General features: G+C 53.0%; 12 protein-coding genes, 1 tRNA gene and 1 pseudogene. 12 read left to right on the forward strand and 2 right to left on the reverse strand.

The window, feature by feature from the left end; translation table 11 throughout:
* Window positions 1-310: 310 nt before the first annotated feature.
* A tRNA-Arg gene (locus IG169_RS00005) sits at window positions 311-387 on the reverse strand.
* Window positions 388-1,062: 675 nt separating this feature from the next.
* Here IG169_RS00005 and IG169_RS00010 point away from each other — a divergent pair.
* Window positions 1,063-1,371: a zincin-like metallopeptidase domain-containing protein gene (locus IG169_RS00010; RefSeq protein WP_246717036.1), complete on the forward strand. Its 309-nt coding sequence runs from the start codon at window positions 1,063-1,065 to the stop codon at window positions 1,369-1,371.
* Between the two features lie 3 nt (window positions 1,372-1,374).
* Here the strand turns inward: IG169_RS00010 and IG169_RS00015 are convergent, their stop codons facing one another.
* Window positions 1,375-2,517: an aminotransferase class V-fold PLP-dependent enzyme gene (locus IG169_RS00015; protein ID WP_193174099.1), complete on the reverse strand. Its 1,143-nt coding sequence runs from the start codon at window positions 2,515-2,517 to the stop codon at window positions 1,375-1,377.
* 155 nt (window positions 2,518-2,672) lie between these two features.
* Between IG169_RS00015 and IG169_RS00020 the strand changes: the two genes are divergently transcribed.
* The 11 genes and pseudogenes from IG169_RS00020 (at window position 2,673) to IG169_RS24295 (ending at window position 17,701) form a co-directional block, all read left to right on the forward strand.
* Window positions 2,673-3,632: a DUF4007 family protein gene (locus IG169_RS00020; protein ID WP_193174100.1), complete on the forward strand. Its 960-nt coding sequence runs from the start codon at window positions 2,673-2,675 to the stop codon at window positions 3,630-3,632.
* Window positions 3,632-7,027 (forward strand): ATP-binding protein, encoded by a 3,396-nt coding sequence (locus IG169_RS00025; RefSeq protein ID WP_193174101.1) that lies wholly within the window; start codon window positions 3,632-3,634, stop codon window positions 7,025-7,027. Before IG169_RS00020 ends, IG169_RS00025 begins: the two co-directional genes overlap by 1 nt.
* Window positions 7,020-7,541 carry a hypothetical protein gene (locus IG169_RS00030; protein WP_193174102.1) on the forward strand — a complete coding sequence of 174 codons (522 nt, stop codon included), beginning with the start codon at window positions 7,020-7,022 and terminating at the stop codon, window positions 7,539-7,541. Before IG169_RS00025 ends, IG169_RS00030 begins: the two co-directional genes overlap by 8 nt.
* Window positions 7,538-8,164 carry a methyltransferase domain-containing protein gene (locus IG169_RS00035; protein WP_193174103.1) on the forward strand — a complete coding sequence of 209 codons (627 nt, stop codon included), beginning with the start codon at window positions 7,538-7,540 and terminating at the stop codon, window positions 8,162-8,164. The genes IG169_RS00030 and IG169_RS00035 overlap by 4 nt, the downstream gene beginning before the upstream one ends.
* A gap of 6 nt (window positions 8,165-8,170) precedes the next feature.
* Complete coding sequence (locus IG169_RS00040) at window positions 8,171-9,016, forward strand: phosphoadenosine phosphosulfate reductase domain-containing protein (protein ID WP_193174104.1); 846 nt, start codon at window positions 8,171-8,173, stop codon at window positions 9,014-9,016.
* A 44-nt stretch (window positions 9,017-9,060) separates the two neighbouring features.
* Window positions 9,061-10,659 (forward strand): DEAD/DEAH box helicase, encoded by a 1,599-nt coding sequence (locus IG169_RS00045; protein WP_193174105.1) that lies wholly within the window; start codon window positions 9,061-9,063, stop codon window positions 10,657-10,659.
* A gap of 17 nt (window positions 10,660-10,676) precedes the next feature.
* Window positions 10,677-12,503, forward strand: a complete 1,827-nt coding sequence (locus tag IG169_RS00050) for an ATP-binding protein (RefSeq protein ID WP_193174106.1) — start codon at window positions 10,677-10,679, stop codon at window positions 12,501-12,503.
* Window positions 12,504-12,519: 16 nt separating this feature from the next.
* The gene (locus IG169_RS00055) at window positions 12,520-13,443 is read left to right on the forward strand and encodes a phospholipase D family protein (protein ID WP_193174107.1); all 924 of its coding nucleotides are present in this window, start codon (window positions 12,520-12,522) and stop codon (window positions 13,441-13,443) included.
* Between the two features lies 1 nt (window position 13,444).
* Window positions 13,445-13,963, forward strand: a pseudogene (locus IG169_RS00060) (integrase core domain-containing protein); the annotation flags it as partial.
* Between the two features lie 761 nt (window positions 13,964-14,724).
* The gene (locus IG169_RS00065) at window positions 14,725-15,183 is read left to right on the forward strand and encodes a helix-turn-helix transcriptional regulator (protein WP_193174108.1); all 459 of its coding nucleotides are present in this window, start codon (window positions 14,725-14,727) and stop codon (window positions 15,181-15,183) included.
* 229 nt (window positions 15,184-15,412) lie between these two features.
* Window positions 15,413-17,701 (forward strand): DUF5906 domain-containing protein, encoded by a 2,289-nt coding sequence (locus IG169_RS24295; protein ID WP_193174109.1) that lies wholly within the window; start codon window positions 15,413-15,415, stop codon window positions 17,699-17,701.
* The last annotated feature ends 15 nt before the right edge of the window (window positions 17,702-17,716 follow it).

Here is a 17,716-nt window from a genome sequence, read left to right on the forward strand (position 1 = left end):
CCATGGTCGGATCAGGCCTGTCTTGGCCGAAGCCAATAATTATGACGCTATCTCGCCACCCGCGACTCTCCCGCGAAGCGGGTTCGTGCTTGAGGGCGCAAAGCGGTCGTTGATCGAAAATCCATCGTACGACGGCTTCGGACGAACACCGGAATTTTGATCCGCTGCCTCTGATAAGAGGTTCTTGCATATTGCCGCCCAATAATTTCTCCAAACGATCGCGCGGTGTTACCCCCGTGTTACCCAGACAAAAAAACTTGGACAGACGATGCGCGCTTAGAGATTAAGTATTTGAAAATGATGAGGATAATGGCGCACCCGACAGGATTCGAACCTGTGACCTCTGCCTTCGGAGGGCAGCGCTCTATCCAGCTGAGCTACGGGTGCCTGAAGAAGGCAAATTTTCCGACGCCCTTAAGTCTTTGAATTCTCGCCACTTATCCTATCGCTTTTCGAAAGGTAGCGAATGCGCTTAATCCGCGCAAGGGCGCGAATTAGCGCCTAACGAGCCTTCGCTGTGACACTGGTGTGACAAATTCAAGCGAAGGAGTACACCTTTTTTCGGAGCGTTTTAAAGGGGTTCTTGCGGGTACGATGCGACACAGGCTCCGCTGTTCGGATGGGAAAAAGTACTATTTCACCAAGCAGGTTGTCCCTCTTCGCTGGTTACCCCTAATAATAAATATAATAAATATAATAAATACTCCGCTTAATTTGTTAGCATGCTAATCTGCTCGACAATTAAATTGTTTGACATGCGCTCTCTATATCTCATGTAGAAACCGCCATATGTGTATTTCTATTAATAAAGGGAGGCTCCATCTAATAAGCGCCGACATCGCATAATACACTATAGCAATACTTGTACGATACGGCACCGCTACAGCCGATGCGGAACGCATGCTATCATCGGCGCAAGAAGCACGGCTCACACCAATCTGGTCAGTTCACCTCCCAGCGAACTTAATATCCGCAGGTTTGTGCGGCAAAGCGTATGCGGTTCAAGGCGTTGTGACCTTGGAACAACCTTAAGGCCCGATGGCGCCGTGCGAGTGTGATGGAATGGTAGACATACCAGGCTTCTATTCCACGCTGTGTCATGAGCTCGTGCACTGGCCCGGTGCCGAGAAGCGTCTTGGACGCGATATGAGCGGTCGGTTCGGAACCGAAGGCTACGCCATGGAAGAACTTGTGGCCGAGCTTGGTGCGACCTTCCTGTGCAGCGATCTTGGCATCAGCCAGGAACCGCGTCCGGATCATGCCTGCCACGTCAAGAACTGGCTGGCCGTGCTGAAGAACGACAAGAAGGCCGTGTTTACGGCAGCGAGCAAGGCTTCTGAAGCCACAAATTGGCTCGTCGAGCGCAGGTAAGCGCTATCGCAATTTTTCTATTGTATCGGCAATCAATTCGGTTGCCGATATTATCTCGTCGGCGTTCGTGAGCCTACCGATACTAAATCGCACCGAAGCCTCTGCATCTTCAGCATCGAGGCCGATTGCGCGAAGGACATGCGAAGGCTCCGGGATGCCTGAAGTGCATGCGGATCCGGAAGAAGCCGCGAGTTTCGGCTGGAGGCTCGCTAAGATGTCCTGGGCATCAAATCCGCGGAAGCAAACGTTCAGATTTCCCGGATGCCGATTTTGGAACGATGGTCCATTCAACGTAAAACCGTCGTCGAGCGCGAGAACTTCATTCGCGAGCCTGTTTCTCAGCATTGCTACTCTTTCCCGCTCCTCATGAGCATCAGGCCGGGTGAGCTGTTCTGCTGCCGCGCCGAAACCAACAACCAGTGGCAACGGTAACGTCCCTGATCGAATGTTGTTTTGTTGGCCGCCACCAACGATTCCGGGAACAATTTGACCCTGCAATTCCCTTCTGACGAAAAGCGCGCCGATTCCCATCGGCCCATACATCTTATGGGCCGACAGACTGATCAGATCAGCCGAACGCGCGAGCGCGGTGATATCAAGTGCGACCGGTGCCTGAGCCGCATCGCAATGAAACAGTGTGCCATGCCGCCTGCAAGCTTCAGAAATGCGTTCAATGTCTTGAATGGTGCCAATCTCATTGTTGACGGCCCCAACTGAGCAAATCGAGATGCCTTTTGATAGAATGGCTTCCAAATGCTCAAAATCGACGACTCCCGTGGGGTCAACTCGGAGCCTCTCGACCTCGAAGCCCAACTTGTCGCGAATTGTCCGTGCTGAGGCGAGCACACATTTGTGCTCGATAGGGCTAACCGCCACACGGGGGCGAGCGCTAATAGACGGTGCCATACCAATGAGGGCTAGGTTGTTCGCTTCGGTCGCGCCTGAGGTAAACACAATCTCATCGGTGTCCGCTCCAATAAGCTGCGCGACGGTTTCCTGTGCCTTCTCGACTGCTTCGTTTGCTTTCCATCCAACGATGTGCTCCGAAGAATGAGGATTGCCGAACGATTCTTTCCAATAAGGCACCATTGCAGCGAATGCCTCCTCAGAGAGCGGGCTGCTCGCTTGATAATCAAAGTATATCACTAATTATGTACTTTCATTTTCGGCGAATTTGCTATTTTCAACGCATTGCCTAGCGATTAAGCTTTCGTCCTGGAGCGACGCTCCAGTTTTCAGTTGACCCTACATCAAACGCCGCGTTATCGTCCACCTGGAATAACAATCCAGGTCAAATTTTCATGGCACGTAGTATTATTTACAGCGATCAGTATAAACCTCAATTTTCCGGACATGAGACATTTCCATTAAGATATGGCTGGCTCAAGAAGGCCGCCGACGCAGTTTCGGGATGCAAAAACGGTGCCGAAACCCGCAAAATATTTCTCGAAGAGGATGCTATTTCCCGTTTCGGCGTCGGTCGAAACATGGTCTCTTCTATTCGCTTTTGGGCTATGGCGACCAAGATGATCTGCGAGGCGAGCTCTGCCGGTCCAATTGAGTTGAGTCCGATGGCGCGGCGCATCCTTTCAGATAATGGCCTTGATCCCTTCATGGAAAACCCTGCCACCTTGTGGCTGATTCATTGGGAGCTCTGCAGCAATCCGGATCGCACGACATGGTATTGGTTCTTCAACCACTTTGCCGGGCTCTCCTTTGAGCGTGAGGATCTTGTAAGCGCCTTGGTCGCCCTTGCCGATGAAAGGCAGTGGCCGCGCGTTTCCGCCGCAACTGTCAAACGTGACGTAGAGTGCTTCGTAAGAACCTATGCTGCGAGGCCAACAACTGCTTCCGTCACAGGTGAAGATATCTTGGAATCCCCACTGACTGAGCTCGGTCTTATCCAAGCAACCGGCAAGAAAGATGGCTTCAGAGTTGTGCGTGGGCCAAAGAGCTCTTTAGGAGAGGGTGTTTTCGCCTACGCGCTAGTCGACTTTTGGTCCAAATATTCCGACTCAAACACCCTTTCTTTTGAAGCTATCGCGCACGAGCCGGGCTCTCCAGGCAGGGTATTTCTGCTTGATGAGAACGAGCTCGCAGAGCGTCTAAGCGACATCGAAGAGACGACTGCCGGCGCTATCCAATGGTCGGAAACTGCCGGATTGAAGCAGCTGCTGCGCCGCGCGCAGGTTCCGACCGAGAACGCGCTGACCTTCCTCGAGCTTGATTACCGCGTACATGACAAAATGGAGGCTGCATAATGTCCCTTAAAAACGCAGTCTCAATTGCTCGTCGCTTTCAGCGATCGATCCGCATCGACACGGACTTCGACAAGCCAGAAGCCTTAGAAGGCTTTATCTGCCCTCAATCATCCGTCGAGATCCTACGCTCGATGGCGCGCAATGTTCGCGAAGTAGGGCAAAGCGCCTTCACTTGGACGGGGCCGTATGGAAGCGGAAAATCAAGCCTTGTCGTCGCGCTTAGCGCGTTGCTGAGCTCTTCGGCAGCTACGCGGAAGGCAGCGGCGAAAGCAGTTGGAGCGGACGCGGCAAGAGAAATATGGCGCGCGATGCCGCCAGGCGAAGCTGGCTGGGATGTGATCCCAGTGGTTGGCCGACGTGATAATCCGGTGAACGTCTTGGCCGAAGCCTTCCAGCGCAGCTTGAAGAGCACAAGGACACCCAAAGGCGGATGGGATGAAGGTTCTTTGGTGAGCTTCATCGAGCGTAAGGCGCAGGCTTATGCGCCTGGTGAGGGCGGCGTCATCATATTCATTGATGAGATGGGCAAGTTCCTCGAAGCGGCGGGGCAGAGCCAAGGAGACATTTATATCTTTCAACAGCTCGCCGAGGCCGCCTGCCGGAGCGATGGGCGCTTGGTTCTCGTCGGCATTCTGCACCAAGCGTTTGACGAGTATGCGAACAAGCTGTCGCGTGAAGCCAGAGACGAGTGGTCGAAGATACAAGGACGTTTCGTTGACCTGCCGGTAAACGTTGCTGGCGAAGAGCAAATCGAGCTGATTTCTCAGGCAATTGTGGCGCAGCCGAAAACTAAAAATCACATCGCTCTGTCCAAGACAGTTGGTGCCCATATCACGCGGCGGCGAAAAGGTACGTCCAAGAACATAGATAAGGTTCTCGCGGACTGCTGGCCTCTCCATCCTGTGACCGCTGCGCTTCTAGGGCCGCTTTCCCGCCGTCGATTTGGACAAAACCAGCGCAGCATCTTCGGCTTCCTGAATTCAGCAGAACCGCACGGATTCTCTGATTTTCTGGATAACGCCGATAGCAAAGCTCTCTATCAGCCAGATGCACTTTGGGACTATCTGAAGAGTAATCTCGAACCGTCGATCATGGCGTCACCAGATGTCCATCGCTGGGCGTTAGGTGCAGAAGCCGTTGAGCGTTGCGAAGCCCTCGGTGGAGAAGCAATCCATCTAGGCTTGCTGAAAACGATCGCCGTCGTTGATCTCTTGAAGGACCGTTCTGGGATTGCTCCTAGCTTCGAAATTCTCGCTGCTAGCCTTCCCTCATTCGGTGAAACCGAATTGAACGAAGCGTTGGACCAACTCGCGGCGTGGTCCCTCGTCATCTACAAGAAGCACGCCGGTGCCTACGCAATTTTCGCTGGGAGCGACTTTGATATCGATAGCGCTTTGGAAGAGGTGTTGGTTGGCAAACAAGCCGTCGATATCGCCGCGCTCAAGAATCTGGCTGATTTGCATCCCATTCTCGCCAAGCGGCATTTTCATAAGACCGGAACAATGCGGTGGTTCGATATCGACATCGCAACCCTCTCTTCCCTAAAGGCCTGCGTTCGCGACTTTTCACCCACAAACGGTACGATCGGGCAGTTTCTTCTCGTCATTCCAGACGCGGGAGAGGACCAAAAAGAAGCCGAAGCAAAATGCCAGGCTGCATCCAAGCTGAGCGTTGATGCAGAGGTGATTATTGGCCTCTCACACCACGCCTGGAATATCACGAGTTTGGCGCGAGAGCTTATTGCTTATGAGCAGCTGCAGGCGGACCGCACAGAGCTCCAGGGCGATGCCGTTGCGCGAAGGGAGATCCAAGTTCGCGTTGCGAACCTGCAGTCCGCTTTGAATGCTGAGCTTCAGCGCGCGTTCGACAATGCTTTGTGGTTCCAGAAAGGATTCGCGAAACCTAGGCGGCTCATGTGGGATGAGGTAAACGCACTGGCGTCAAAGCTCGCTACGAACAGATTCCCCAAAGCTCCTCGTGTTTTCAATGAGTTGCTGAATAGAATTAAACCATCAAGTAGTGCCGTTGCAGCGCAGAATGCTCTGCTCAAGCGTATGGTGACAAATGAGGGAGAAGAACGTCTCTCAATCGAAGGCTACCCGGCCGAAGCAGGTTTGTTTGTCTCTGTTTTGGAGGCTACGGGGCTATACAAGAAGGTTCGTGGCCAGTGGCTCTTTCAAGAGCCGACGAGCGATGGCGACGCTAATCTGGAACCAATTTGGGCGGCTGCTGCTAAGCACTTGGAGAAGAACGCGAGCCGTTCCGTCTCCCTTCAGGAGATTTATGATCTCTGGCGCAAGCCACCCTATGGCGTTCGTGACGGACTTATGCCGACTCTAGCGGTGGCATTCGTTCTATCGATGAAGCGAAATGTCGCCTTCTACCGTGATGGCATTTTCCAGGCGCGATTTAAGGATTTGGATGTCGAATATCTCGCGAAGGATCCTGCTTCAGTGCAAGTCCGCTGGATGGATCTATCAGATGTATCACGCCGGCTCCTTTCCGAATTGGCTGAGGTTGTGCGGGAGCTTGATGGTCAAAACCGCCTAGAGAACCTTGAGCCGATCGATGTTGGCCGAGGGCTGATATCAATCTTCGACGCACTGGAGCCTTGGACACAGCGCACGATGCGCTTGTCATCCAACGCTATCCACATGCGAACGGTTTTTAAGAAGGCCAATGATCCCAATCGATTGATCTTTAATGACCTACCGTCACTCGTCGGCGATGGAGCTGACGTATCGGACCCGGCGCACCTCACTTCCGTTGTCGAGAATGTGAGGGCAGCGCTTGGCGAAATGGTGAATGCCTATCCCGAAATGCTCAATAGATTCGTCGACAGTATGCTTGATGAGCTGCATGTCCCGAACCGATCGCCGCAGGCCTTGGCTGATCTCAGAGCGAGGGCGGAGAATATCGAGCAAATCGGTGGTGACTTCCGACTAAACGCATTCATAGGACGCCTGGCGCGCTTCGCCGGGGGCAAAGAAGAGATCGAAGGCCTCGCTAGTCTCGCGGCGAACAAACCGCCACACGACTGGATTGATATGGATCTTGACCGAGCTCAGCTTGCGATTGCCGAGCTGTCGCAACAGTTCAACAAGGCTGAAGCCTTTGCTCGCGTCAAAGGTCGGCGAGACAAGCGTCAAGCCATGGCAGTGGTGGTAGGCGTTTCCGGCCGTCCTACCCCATTCATGAACGAGTTTGATGTCACTGATGCTGACCGTGAACACATCGATCTTATGGTCAGCAAGCTTGAGGAGGCGATTGCACAAGGTGGAGGTGGAAACAGGGATCTTGTTCTCGCGGCCCTGGCCGAATTGAGCACGCGCTACATGATGCCCCCCGAAGAGCCTTCCAATTCGGTAAAAGTGAAAGTCGCGCACCATGGATGAGAAACAATTTGAGCGTGACTCAATCTGCTATCAGCAAAACTTCGAACAAGCTCGCAATCTCAACAACCAGATGAATAATCTTCCAACGATTTCTATGACGTTGACTGGTGGACTTTGGTTTGCAGCGGGAGTGACTGAAGTACTCGATGATCAAATACGTTTTTGGCTTCTGATCCTATCAGGCTATTGTAATATTTTGCTGATATTTTCGCTTTTTCGAATCCGGGATGTTTTTGAAAGCTATCTGGAGCGAATTAAAGCATTTAACCCGGAAAGCTTTGCGTCAGGTAGGCCGGGAAATCCGAAAATCGGCTGGCTAGGCAAATATAGCACCATAACTATGTATTCTTATCTAATGCTATTCGCCGCAGGTGCATCATTTATATTTGCAATGCTCAAATACTGGCCCTTTGCAGGCCTTCCTAAGGGGGCGGGCTTTTTTATCGTCGCGCTATCGATAATTCTGCTGCGCATCCTCTCTGGCGAGGACAAGCATGAGGAGCGTGGATCGTGAGCTCTCCTCTCGCCCAGCTCGCTGAGGTCGATCGGACTATAGCATATTACGATGCGCAAGCTGAGACCTATGCTCAAGACACCCTCCAAGTTGATATGGCGCCGATTTATCAGCGCTTCCTCAAAAGGCTTCCAGAAGGAGGAGTGATCCTGGATGCTGGGTGTGGTGCAGGACGAGACATTCTTGAGTTCGTACGTCGTGGCTACGCGGTTGATGCCTTCGATGCGTCGTTGGAACTTTGCCGGATCGGGTCGCTGAAGACCGGGGTCCCCATCCAGCACCTGACATTTCAGGAGTTTTCAAGCGAAGCCAAGTACGATGGAGTATGGGCCTGCGCGTCTCTTCTCCACGTGCCCATGCGCGAAATGAGCCAGGTTTTAGCATCACTCATTCATTCGTTGAAACCGGGCGGCGTTTTCTATGCTTCCTTCAAGCATGGCGAAGGCGAAAGACACGAGACCGACGGACGGTTCTTCTTGGACATGACAGAGAGCCGGCTCCGAAGTCTGTTTGAGCCCTTCTCCAGCGTCACAATCAATGACGTGTGGATTTCCGGCGGTGAAGGAAGCCGTGCGGGCCGCGGCGATTGGATAAATGTCATAGCAACAAAAGAAAATATGTAACTGATTATGAATCATGAAAAGAAGGAAGTACGACACGTACTAGGCCTATCAGGTGGGCGAGACAGTGCTGCGCTGGCTGTTTATATGCGGCACCATCATCCGGAACTCGACATCGAGTACTTCTTCACCGACACCGGTAAAGAGCTGCCGGAGGTCTATGAATTTTTGGTGCGACTTGAAGGCGTTCTCGGAAAGCCGATTAAGCGTCTGAATCCAGATCGGGATTTCGATTTCTGGCTCAAGCAGTACAATAATTTCCTTCCCTCCGCGCAAACGCGTTGGTGCACCCGCCAATTGAAGCTCCGTCCTTTTGAGGAATGGATTAAGCCCATCGTCAAAGAAGGAACAGAGGTCTACTCCTATGTGGCGATACGAGCGGATGAGGAATATCGTGAAGGGTACAGCTCTAAGCACGACAATCTGAAGATACGCCTTCCCTTCAAAGAGGAAGGTATCGACAAGGCCGGTGTGATGGAAATCCTGGAGACATCTGGCCTAGGATTGCCCGAATATTACTCCTGGCGGAGCCGCAGCGGCTGCACCTTCTGTTTCTTCCAGCAGAAGATCGAGTGGGTTCGCCTCAGGGAACAGCACCCCGAAGCTTTCGAAGAAGCGAAGCGCTACGAGAAGAACGCCGTTGAACATGGTTCGCCGTTCACTTGGACCCAAGGAGAGCCCTTGTCTGAACTGGAAAAGCCCGATCGGATCGCCCAAATCCGTAGCGATTATGAAGAGCGCTTATCCCGGATGAAGGCGAAAAGCATGAAAAATCCGCTCCGCCCCAATCAAGAGCCGATTGATATTGATGACCTGTACGGTCAAAGTAAGATGTGCCTTGCTTGCCATAAATAAGTTCTGTTAGTCTGTGTTCTGAAATTCATTATTCGGGGTAGATTATGGCTGGGCAAGATTTAGGGACTCTTTTGTCGAGGGTCTCTATTGATACAATTAATGATATAGTTGAGGATGACATAGTATCCTTAATAAAGTCTATATCTTCGGCTTCTGATGTTAATAAGAACGTTCGCAGCGCCGCCCTTCTCCTGATCGATACTCAGCCTGAGTCGCACTTCGCCGAAGCGAAATTTAGGAGCATTATCCTAAACAGCATGGAAGAAAGCGCGCTCGCAAGCTTAGCCGCTCGTATTGGGTTCAAGGGAGATATCAAGAAATTTGATCCGTCCAGGGATGCGGACGTTTTCAAGCAGTACCTCGGGTTCTTTGGATTTGTGGTCGATGAACCTGTCGCTTTTTCTGAAATCCAAGCGAATGAAACGTTACAGCCGAACTTTGGTCTCTTCGACCATCAGCGCGATGCTGTAGACCGTGTGTGGCGCGTTGTTGGCGCCGGCCATGGGCGAGTCATACTCCACATGCCGACCGGCGCTGGTAAAACACGCTCAGCGATGCATCTCATTTGCCGATATCTCATCGAACATGAGCCAGGTATTGTCGTGTGGTTGGCCAACAGCTCGGAGTTGTTGGATCAAGGAGCTTCCGCTTTCCAGGAGGCTTGGAAGAATTTGGGTAACCGCCCCTTGGAGCTCAAGCGTATGTGGGGGCGGCATGATCCTGATATGAATGACTTTACCGACGGCCTCTTGGTCGGAGGCTTTCAAAAACTCCACGCCTACTTTTCGCGAAATCCAACAGCGCTGCTCAAAATCGGAATGAAAACCACCCTTGTTGTCGTCGATGAGGCGCATCAGGGAATAGCTCCAACATATCGTGACGTAATCAATCAGCTTGCCAATGCTGGCAAGAAAAGCGCTTTAGTCGGGCTTACAGCCACTCCGGGGCGCACGTGGTCGGATGTTGAAGAAGACGAAAAACTCTCCGACTTCTTTGAAAATCGCAAAGTCGTCCTTCGCGTCGAAGGGTGGGATAATCCCGTCAACTACCTCATAGAATCTGGCTATCTCGCGAAGCCTAACTTCAAGCGGATCGAAGTTCCGACAGAACTCTCAACAGAACCCTCCGGTAAGGGTGATGAATACAGTGATGATATTATTGACGAATTGTGTAATAGTTCCGAGCGAAATAAAGTAATTATTGAGGAGATTAGGGCTCTGACTGCGGATGGCCACAAGAGAATTATGCTTTTTGCTGCGTCAGTGAAGCATGCCGCAACGATTTCTGCGGTCCTTAATGTTATGGGGATAGAAAGCCATGTGGTCACCGGGACTTCCACGGAGCGCGCCCGGCAACGAGCCATCCGCGCCTTCAAATCAAATAAGAGTGCGCCAATCGTCCTGAGTAACTTCGGCGTCCTAACTACCGGCTTCGATGCCCCGAAAACCAGCGCAGCCATAATCGCTCGTCCAACAAAATCACTCGTGCTTTACAGCCAAATGGTAGGTCGGGCGACACGTGGTGTTAAGGCTGGTGGCAACAAGGAATGTACTATTTCGACAATCGTAGATACGTCGCTACCAGGCTTCGGCGATATGGCCGAAGCATTTGAGAATTGGGAAGACGTTTGGCGTGAACATTAATAAAACTGGTGGGGAAAATGTCTGATAATGACTCTTCAGTTATACCATCAAGCCTCGCAATCACGGCGATGCGTGACTCTGGTTATAAGAATACTGCTTATGCGCTAGCTGAGCTAATCGACAATGCTCAGCAGGAAAATGCAGATTGCATCGAGGTGATCTGTCGCCAATCGGAATCCCTCGTGAAGGAGCGTCATCGCTCTCGGATATCTGCAATCGCTGTTTTGGATAATGGCGGTGGAATGACGCCAGAAACGCTGAGAAAGGCGCTTCAATTCGGCAACGGTAATCGGCTGAATGACCGGAGCGGTATCGGTCGTTTCGGTATGGGGCTTCCGAACGCTTCGATCTCGCAAGCCGGCCGGGTCGATGTCTGGACGTGGCAAAATGGGCCAGACAACGCCTATCACTCCTACCTCGATGTCTCTGAGATCGAGAAAGGTGAGATGAGCCTAATTCCTACACCGGATCAACAATCCGTCCCGAAAGAATGGTCGGAACTCTCCGAGTGCATTGGTAAGACTGGCACACTGGTTGTGTGGACCAAACTCGATTTCCATCGACTGACTTGGAAGAGCGCTAAATCCACACTGAGCAACACCGAGCAGATCGCTGGGCGCATCTATCGGCGTTTTATTCACGATGGCAAGCTGCGCCTACGTTTGCTCGCCGTGAAAGATGATGGCTCGATCCTCTCAGATCATAACGCTCAGGTGGTCGATCCGCTTTATCTTCTGCCGTCTCCAAATGTGCCCGAACCATTCAAAGATAGACCGATGTTTGAGTTCGTTCACGATGACCCGGTCGAAATTGAGTACGGCGGAAAGACCCACACCGTACATGTCCGGTATTCGGTAGCGCTCCCGGAAACGGTTGAGGCTGCGAACGGAGCTGATCGCGGTCGAACCCCTTACGGGAAACATGCGCAAGCCAACATGGGCGTATCTGTGGTTCGCGCCGGAAGAGAGCTCATGCTCGATAAGGGCTGGTGTAACGGCTACGACCCCCGCGAGAGATGGTGGGGTGCCGAGGTGGACTTTCCGCCTGCTCTCGATGAGATTTTCGGCGTTACAAACAATAAGCAAGCCGCAACTCACTTCTCGGAACTTGCAACGATCGATTGGCAGCAGCTTGCTGAGGATGGTGAAGATTTCCGTGACGTCGTGAACCGGTTGAAGGAAGACGAAGACCCTGTTGGCTGGCTGTTGGAGCTGAGTGACAGCCTCAAGCGGAATTTGAAGCAATTGCTAGAGACGGTGAAGGCTCAAGCTGTTGGAGGGCGGGGATCCCGCAAGGAGCGACACGACCAGACTGATGATGCCACGGCATCGGCTAATGAAGCCTGGACAAAGAGAGCGAAAGAAAAACCCATCGCAGACGATACTGCGGAAACGAGTGACGATGATCTCAAGGCCTTAAAAGAGGACCTTCAGGAGACGAACAAATACTCTGAGGCAGACGCTGAGAATCTCATCGAGCTCATTAAGGAGAAGAGCCTCAAAGTCGTATTCTTAGAGGCGGATTTCCCGGACTCCTTTCAGCTCTTCAATGTTCAGAGCAAAGGCGGTCTTACCGAGATTACCTTCAACAGAAAGCACCCCATGTTTGACGCGGTCTTTGCAACGGTGAATACCGTGGACGAAGACATAGACGAGCTAACGAAGGAAGAGGTTCTGGAGCGTTTGTTGCGTGCGATTAACGCATCGAAATTGCTCTTTGCAGCTTGGGCGCGATATGAGCGCGAAGCCGGCGTTGACAAGGCCCGCGCTCTTGAGCGCGTGAGATTTGACTGGGGTCAGATGGCGGCGTCATTCCTGGATTTGGATGACGACGCAGCGCTATAAAATGGGGCCTAGTTGAATGCTATCAGATGGCGAACGCATTAAGCGTTTGATCGGGTCCGCGCGTAAAGAAGTCCTTTTATGTGCGCCGTTCATCAAACATGACGTACTTGAAAAGTTACTCGAGCTCGTCGCGCCGCGAGTACGTGTCACGGTCGTTACTCGCTGGAAGGCTGCTGAGGTTGCTGCAGGTGTAAGCGATCTCTCAGTCTTTGAGTTGATGACCGAGAAAGAAAACACTCAGCTGCTTCTCCTCGATGAGCTCCACGCAAAGCTATATGTGGCTGACGATGCATGTCTGGTCGGATCAGCAAATCTGACCGGCAAGGCGCTCGGTTGGAGCCCCAATCCCAACATCGAGATCTTGGTGGATCTAAAGCGTTCAGACGAGCAGGTTCAAGCGCTCCTGGAGCGACTTGCTCACGCCTATGAAGCGACTTTTGCGCTTCGGAATGAGATCCAGAAGGAGGCAGATGCTCTCGAGGAGCTAAGCTTGCCGGAGGCTGAGAAAGTCGATCCCGAAAACACGGCAGCACAGACCTCTTTTTGGTTGCCCAGATGTGCAGCGCCGGATCGCCTTTATGACGTGTACCGAAAGCTGTCGACTGGCGCCGGAATCTTCTCGAGTACTGAGCAGGACGCCAAGGCTGATGTCGAGGCATTGGCCGTGCCGAGCGGCTTAGATGAACCGCAGTTTGTTAGTCATGTGGCGGGTGCAATTTCCTCGCTTCCCGGCATGATGACTGTTCTCGAAGGGGTCCCAGGCACCATAGACGATGAAGAAGGCATCCGCTTGGTTGGAGAGATGTACCCGAATTACGATGCCGGCGAGCGGCGGAAACAGTGGGAAATCGTACGCGAGTGGATCAGGGTAGTCTTAGCTGATCGCTTCGAGGTTGCCCCATCAAACTATGTAGTCCGCCTGAAGCCGAAGCAGAATTGAATCACTGGGCACGAGAGCCCCGATCCTGGTCGAGGCGATACTGAATGCGCCCTGGTCACTGGACTTCGTGCAAGACCAGTTCGCCTGCGGACGGCGCTTTCGGGTGCTGAACATTGTCGATGACGTGACGCGCGAGTGTCTGGCTGCGATCCCGGACACGTCGATCTCTGGTCGCCGGGTGGCGCGTGAGCTGACCGATCTGATCATCCGTCGCGGCAAGCCCGACATGATCGTTTCCGACCATGGCACCGAGTTCACCTCGAACGCCATCCTTGCCTGGTCGAAGGATCACCGTGTCGAATGTCACTACATCGCGCCCGGCAAGCCGATGCAAAACGGTTATGTCGAGAGCTTCAACGGACGGATGCGGGACGAGCTCCTAAACGAGAGCCTGTTCTTCGGCATCGATCATGCGCGCAGCGCCATCGCCGAATGGAGGGAGGATTTCAACACCGCGAGGCCACACTCCTCGCTCGGCTACCAGACCCCGGCGGTCTTCGCCGGAGCCCTCACCGCAACGGGTCAAGGATCTTCTCTTAGTGTCAAGCGCTGGGGCACCGGACCTCCCCGTCCAGCAGGTCCTGCGCCGACTGCCGAACCGCCCCCACAAGTACTTGATTTTATTGCGCTAAATGGAGGCGGTTCGGGACCCATGATCTGTGGTCCTATGTGCTGCTCGCATTGTAAGCCTTTATACCACTCTGGCGCGCGTCGGTGATGCCAGCGTTGTCCGACTCATCGCCTAATCGCCAACGCTGCCCGGTCTACTATGGCTAGGTCTTATACAAACGGGTCAGCCGCCTTAATCAGAAATTCGGTTGAAACTTCTGATGCGTCATCCACCGCGAGCCCCCTCTCCTCCAGCCAATCCCGACTAACTTCCCACGGCATGACTCGCCGTTCAAGAAGCCAGCTCGCGACTTCATCGAGACGGTAAAAAGTCCGGTTCCCCTTTCCGCACTGTCTTGGCTCGGGCACAGGCCCGGTTTCGCGAACCCGCCAGTTCGCCAAAGCCTGCAGGCTGACTCCAAGCAACCGCGCCACTTCACGGCTAGGTACGGGGCGCCATGGCGGTGTTGATGAGCTGATCAAGTGGTTAGCCAGCTTCTCTCTACACCACGCTTTTGTTTCGTCTGGTTGTTCCATTTAGACAATGTAGTGGCCTTTTCCGGCTCGAAAATCCTATTTCTACGCAGGTGATGCACGACGCTGCAGTCGAGGTTTGTCGCCGCGCCTGTCACTAGCCACATCTGTCAGACAAAGAAAAAAAGGTACTGACCGATGAACAAGCTTCTAACCCAAACCCAAGTTGCCGCCTTACTCGGCGTTTCGGTGCGGACTGTCGCCCGAATGGCCAAGAACGGACAGCTGCCTAAGCCTGTCCTCCTTGGAAACAAACCGCGTTTTTGCGCAAAGGCCGTCGATGACCTCATTCACGCTGATGGGGGCGATGAACTCTGCGATGGAGTAACCCTTACGACTAGCTCCGGCTCTCAGTTCTTCCCGATCGTTGATGCGCGTTTTCTGGTGGAGAACGAGGGAAGCAAGTTTGCTGTCTTTGAGCTGGACGATGGAAAATTCCATCTGCGGCCTTGGCTCACCTATGTCGTTGATGACTTGCTAGACTGCGCTCCTGTGCTCCTGTCTTGTGAGGATCGCGATGTACGTGAGATCGAAATCAGTGATCTTCCCGAACTTGCGTCGGCCGCTTGGGAGCTGCCGGGAAGAAGACATATGTGATCTGAAAATTACGTCGGAGCGAGAAAGCCCGCTCTCAAACGAGCGCGAAATCGCGAGCGATTGACACCTCGACCGCCTCGGGGACCATCCGAGAGAAGCCCGAAACGCGGTTATTTTCCGAGTACTCTAGGGGAAGCGGAGTTCCCGACTCAAACTTTCTCGATGCATCACCAAATCGCTCCTCAGACCGGGACCGAACGATCAATTATGAGTGACAATGGAGCATAACGTGAAAATCAATATCGAGAAGCTAGCGGACGGATGGGGGAATGCTGAGGGGTATGTTTGTGCATTTTCGGGCACCAAACAGCTCTTTTTTTCCTGGCCAGAGCAAGAAAGGGAACTGACAGCTTGGCTCGAAGCCAACGCCGAGCGTCGCGACGTATATGTGGGATGGTGTTTGTTTCATCGCCCGAGCCGAAAAGCTACGGACGCATATGCTCTTCCTGGCGTTCTGATCGACCTTGATTTGAACTCCGGTAAGCACGCAAAGCAGAATTATCCCACATCGGAGCAGGAAGCCATGGCAGTTGTGGCGCAAACGGCCCTGCCGGATCCCTCGCAGGTCATCGCCAGCGGGGGTGGGCTCTACCTCTATTACCTCTTCAATGAACCGTTCATCATCGAGTCGCCAGCTGACAATGCCAGGGCAGCAGCTGTTACCAAGGGCGTAACAAATATTCTGAAAACGGCTATGGCCGCGCAAGGATGGGCGATCGATGACGTATCGGACTTGTCTCGGGTTACAAGGCCGTTGGGCGCACGGAATTGGAAGTACTCGGATGCTCGTCATGTCGAACTGAAATCAGAATCTGAAACCAGATTGAAAATAGAAGACTATGAGATGCTGATCGGCGCCGGCGTCTCCAGGAAACAAGCGGACGAGCGCCCCTTCCTTCATCCTACAGATCCTACAGAGGGTTACGCCGATTTCAGCTTGCTGCAGAAGCACTGCCGTTTTGTAGGTAAACTTCGGGACGAACCAACAGAGGTATCAGAGCCTGAGTGGTATGCAGCGGCGACGTTGGCCGCACATTGCGACAACGGTGACGACCATTTTCACGAGCTCTCCGCTTTGGATGCGACGAGATATGATGCCGCGGAAACCGATGCCAAGCTCAGGCACGCGAGAAAGGTCAAGCCCCGCACATGCGGATTTATCGCCGATGAGCTAGCGTCTCCGGAATGCGTTCGGTGCCCGTTTAGGGCTGCAGATATGACCTCACCGTACAAACTCGCGTTCGGCGACCGGGATTTGCTTGAGCTTCAATCCCAATACGTCCTATGCGCACAAACCGATATGTATCATCCAACATCGGATGATCGGGCGGCCCTGCCAGCGAGTTCATTTAATAACCATTTCGCGCATCGCGTTGCTAAGACTCATATGCGCTTCGTTCATGATGATCGCTCCCCGAAGGTGATTGGAACAGACTACATTCCCGGCGATAGCCGGCTGATCATTAGTCATTCTGATGACGCGCATGTTCTGAATGAATGGACTTTCGGGGGCCTGACACCGATTTCAGGCGAAACTGGCGTCATCGATGAGCACATTCAGCTTATTTTGCCGAAGAAGGAGGACCGCGACTGGGTACTTAATTACCTTGCCCATCTCCTTCAGCAGCCCGACATAAAAATCAAACACGGCATTATGCTCATTGGCGATCACGGTGTCGGAAAGTCGTTCATCACTGAGATTCTAAAAGCGCTTTTCGGAGATAGGAATGTCAAGGTAGATGACGCTGCGATTCATGCAAGCGACTACAGGCGATCCTTGGGCAACACTCAGATATTGGTAATCGAAGAGATGGCCACATCGTCTCGGTGGGAAGTTACAAATTCTCTCAAGCCATGGTTTACGAGCGACACAGTGGTAGCGAATGAAAAGTACATTCGGGCGAGCGAAGTCAGAACGCCGCGTGGAATTTTTATCTATACAAACCGCGCGATCCCCGCTGTGTTTGAACCTGGCGAACGGCGTAACGCAGTCTTTCGGATCGATCTCCCTGCACAAAACCAGAAATACTATGATCGGTTGTTCACCGCCGGCATCCAACAGCTCGCCGCATTCAAACGGGATTTGCTTGATCGAGATATTTCCGGTTGGTCGCCTCATGGTCGCCCGCCCGTCACTACCGCGAAGGCGGATATTATCGAAGCCAGCAGAACGCCGGTAGCGACCGACATCCAGGATCTTGTAAGTGACGGAAAGCTAGTCAAAGAGCTTGCCACTGTACGAGATATTATCAGCCTGCTGACCAATCCCGTGCATTCGTTCGCTCCGCCGTCCTCATCAAAGGTGACGAAGGCTCTGCATGAAATGGGCGCGAGGAAGTTGGCAAAAACCAAACTTTCGAATGGCTCATCAGTTGATCTGTGGGCACTTCGGAATGCTCAACGTTGGCTGATGGCTACTCACGCAGAACGAAAAGCGCACTACGAAGGTGTGGCTTCTTCTTCTGGAACGGTGCTTGGAATTGTCGACCAGCACGTCTCATCGGCCGGGTCAAATTGATAGAGGGTTCTTGGT

The organism is Oricola nitratireducens, from assembly GCF_014904745.1.
Taxonomy (GTDB): Bacteria; Pseudomonadota; Alphaproteobacteria; order Rhizobiales; family Rhizobiaceae; genus Oricola; species Oricola nitratireducens.

Excerpts from the sequence above, each read along its gene's own strand:
- IG169_RS00010 (WP_246717036.1), top strand. The coding sequence starts at position 1,063 with ATGGTAGACATACCAGGCTTCTATTCCACGCTGTGTCATGAGCTCGTG.
- IG169_RS00020 (WP_193174100.1), top strand. The coding sequence starts at position 2,673 with ATGGCACGTAGTATTATTTACAGCGATCAGTATAAACCTCAATTTTCC.
- IG169_RS00025 (WP_193174101.1), top strand. The coding sequence starts at position 3,632 with ATGTCCCTTAAAAACGCAGTCTCAATTGCTCGTCGCTTTCAGCGATCG.
- IG169_RS00030 (WP_193174102.1), top strand. The coding sequence starts at position 7,020 with ATGGATGAGAAACAATTTGAGCGTGACTCAATCTGCTATCAGCAAAAC.
- IG169_RS00040 (WP_193174104.1), top strand. The coding sequence starts at position 8,171 with ATGAATCATGAAAAGAAGGAAGTACGACACGTACTAGGCCTATCAGGT.
- IG169_RS00045 (WP_193174105.1), top strand. The coding sequence starts at position 9,061 with ATGGCTGGGCAAGATTTAGGGACTCTTTTGTCGAGGGTCTCTATTGAT.
- IG169_RS00050 (WP_193174106.1), top strand. The coding sequence starts at position 10,677 with ATGTCTGATAATGACTCTTCAGTTATACCATCAAGCCTCGCAATCACG.
- IG169_RS00055 (WP_193174107.1), top strand. The coding sequence starts at position 12,520 with ATGCTATCAGATGGCGAACGCATTAAGCGTTTGATCGGGTCCGCGCGT.
- IG169_RS00065 (WP_193174108.1), top strand. The coding sequence starts at position 14,725 with ATGAACAAGCTTCTAACCCAAACCCAAGTTGCCGCCTTACTCGGCGTT.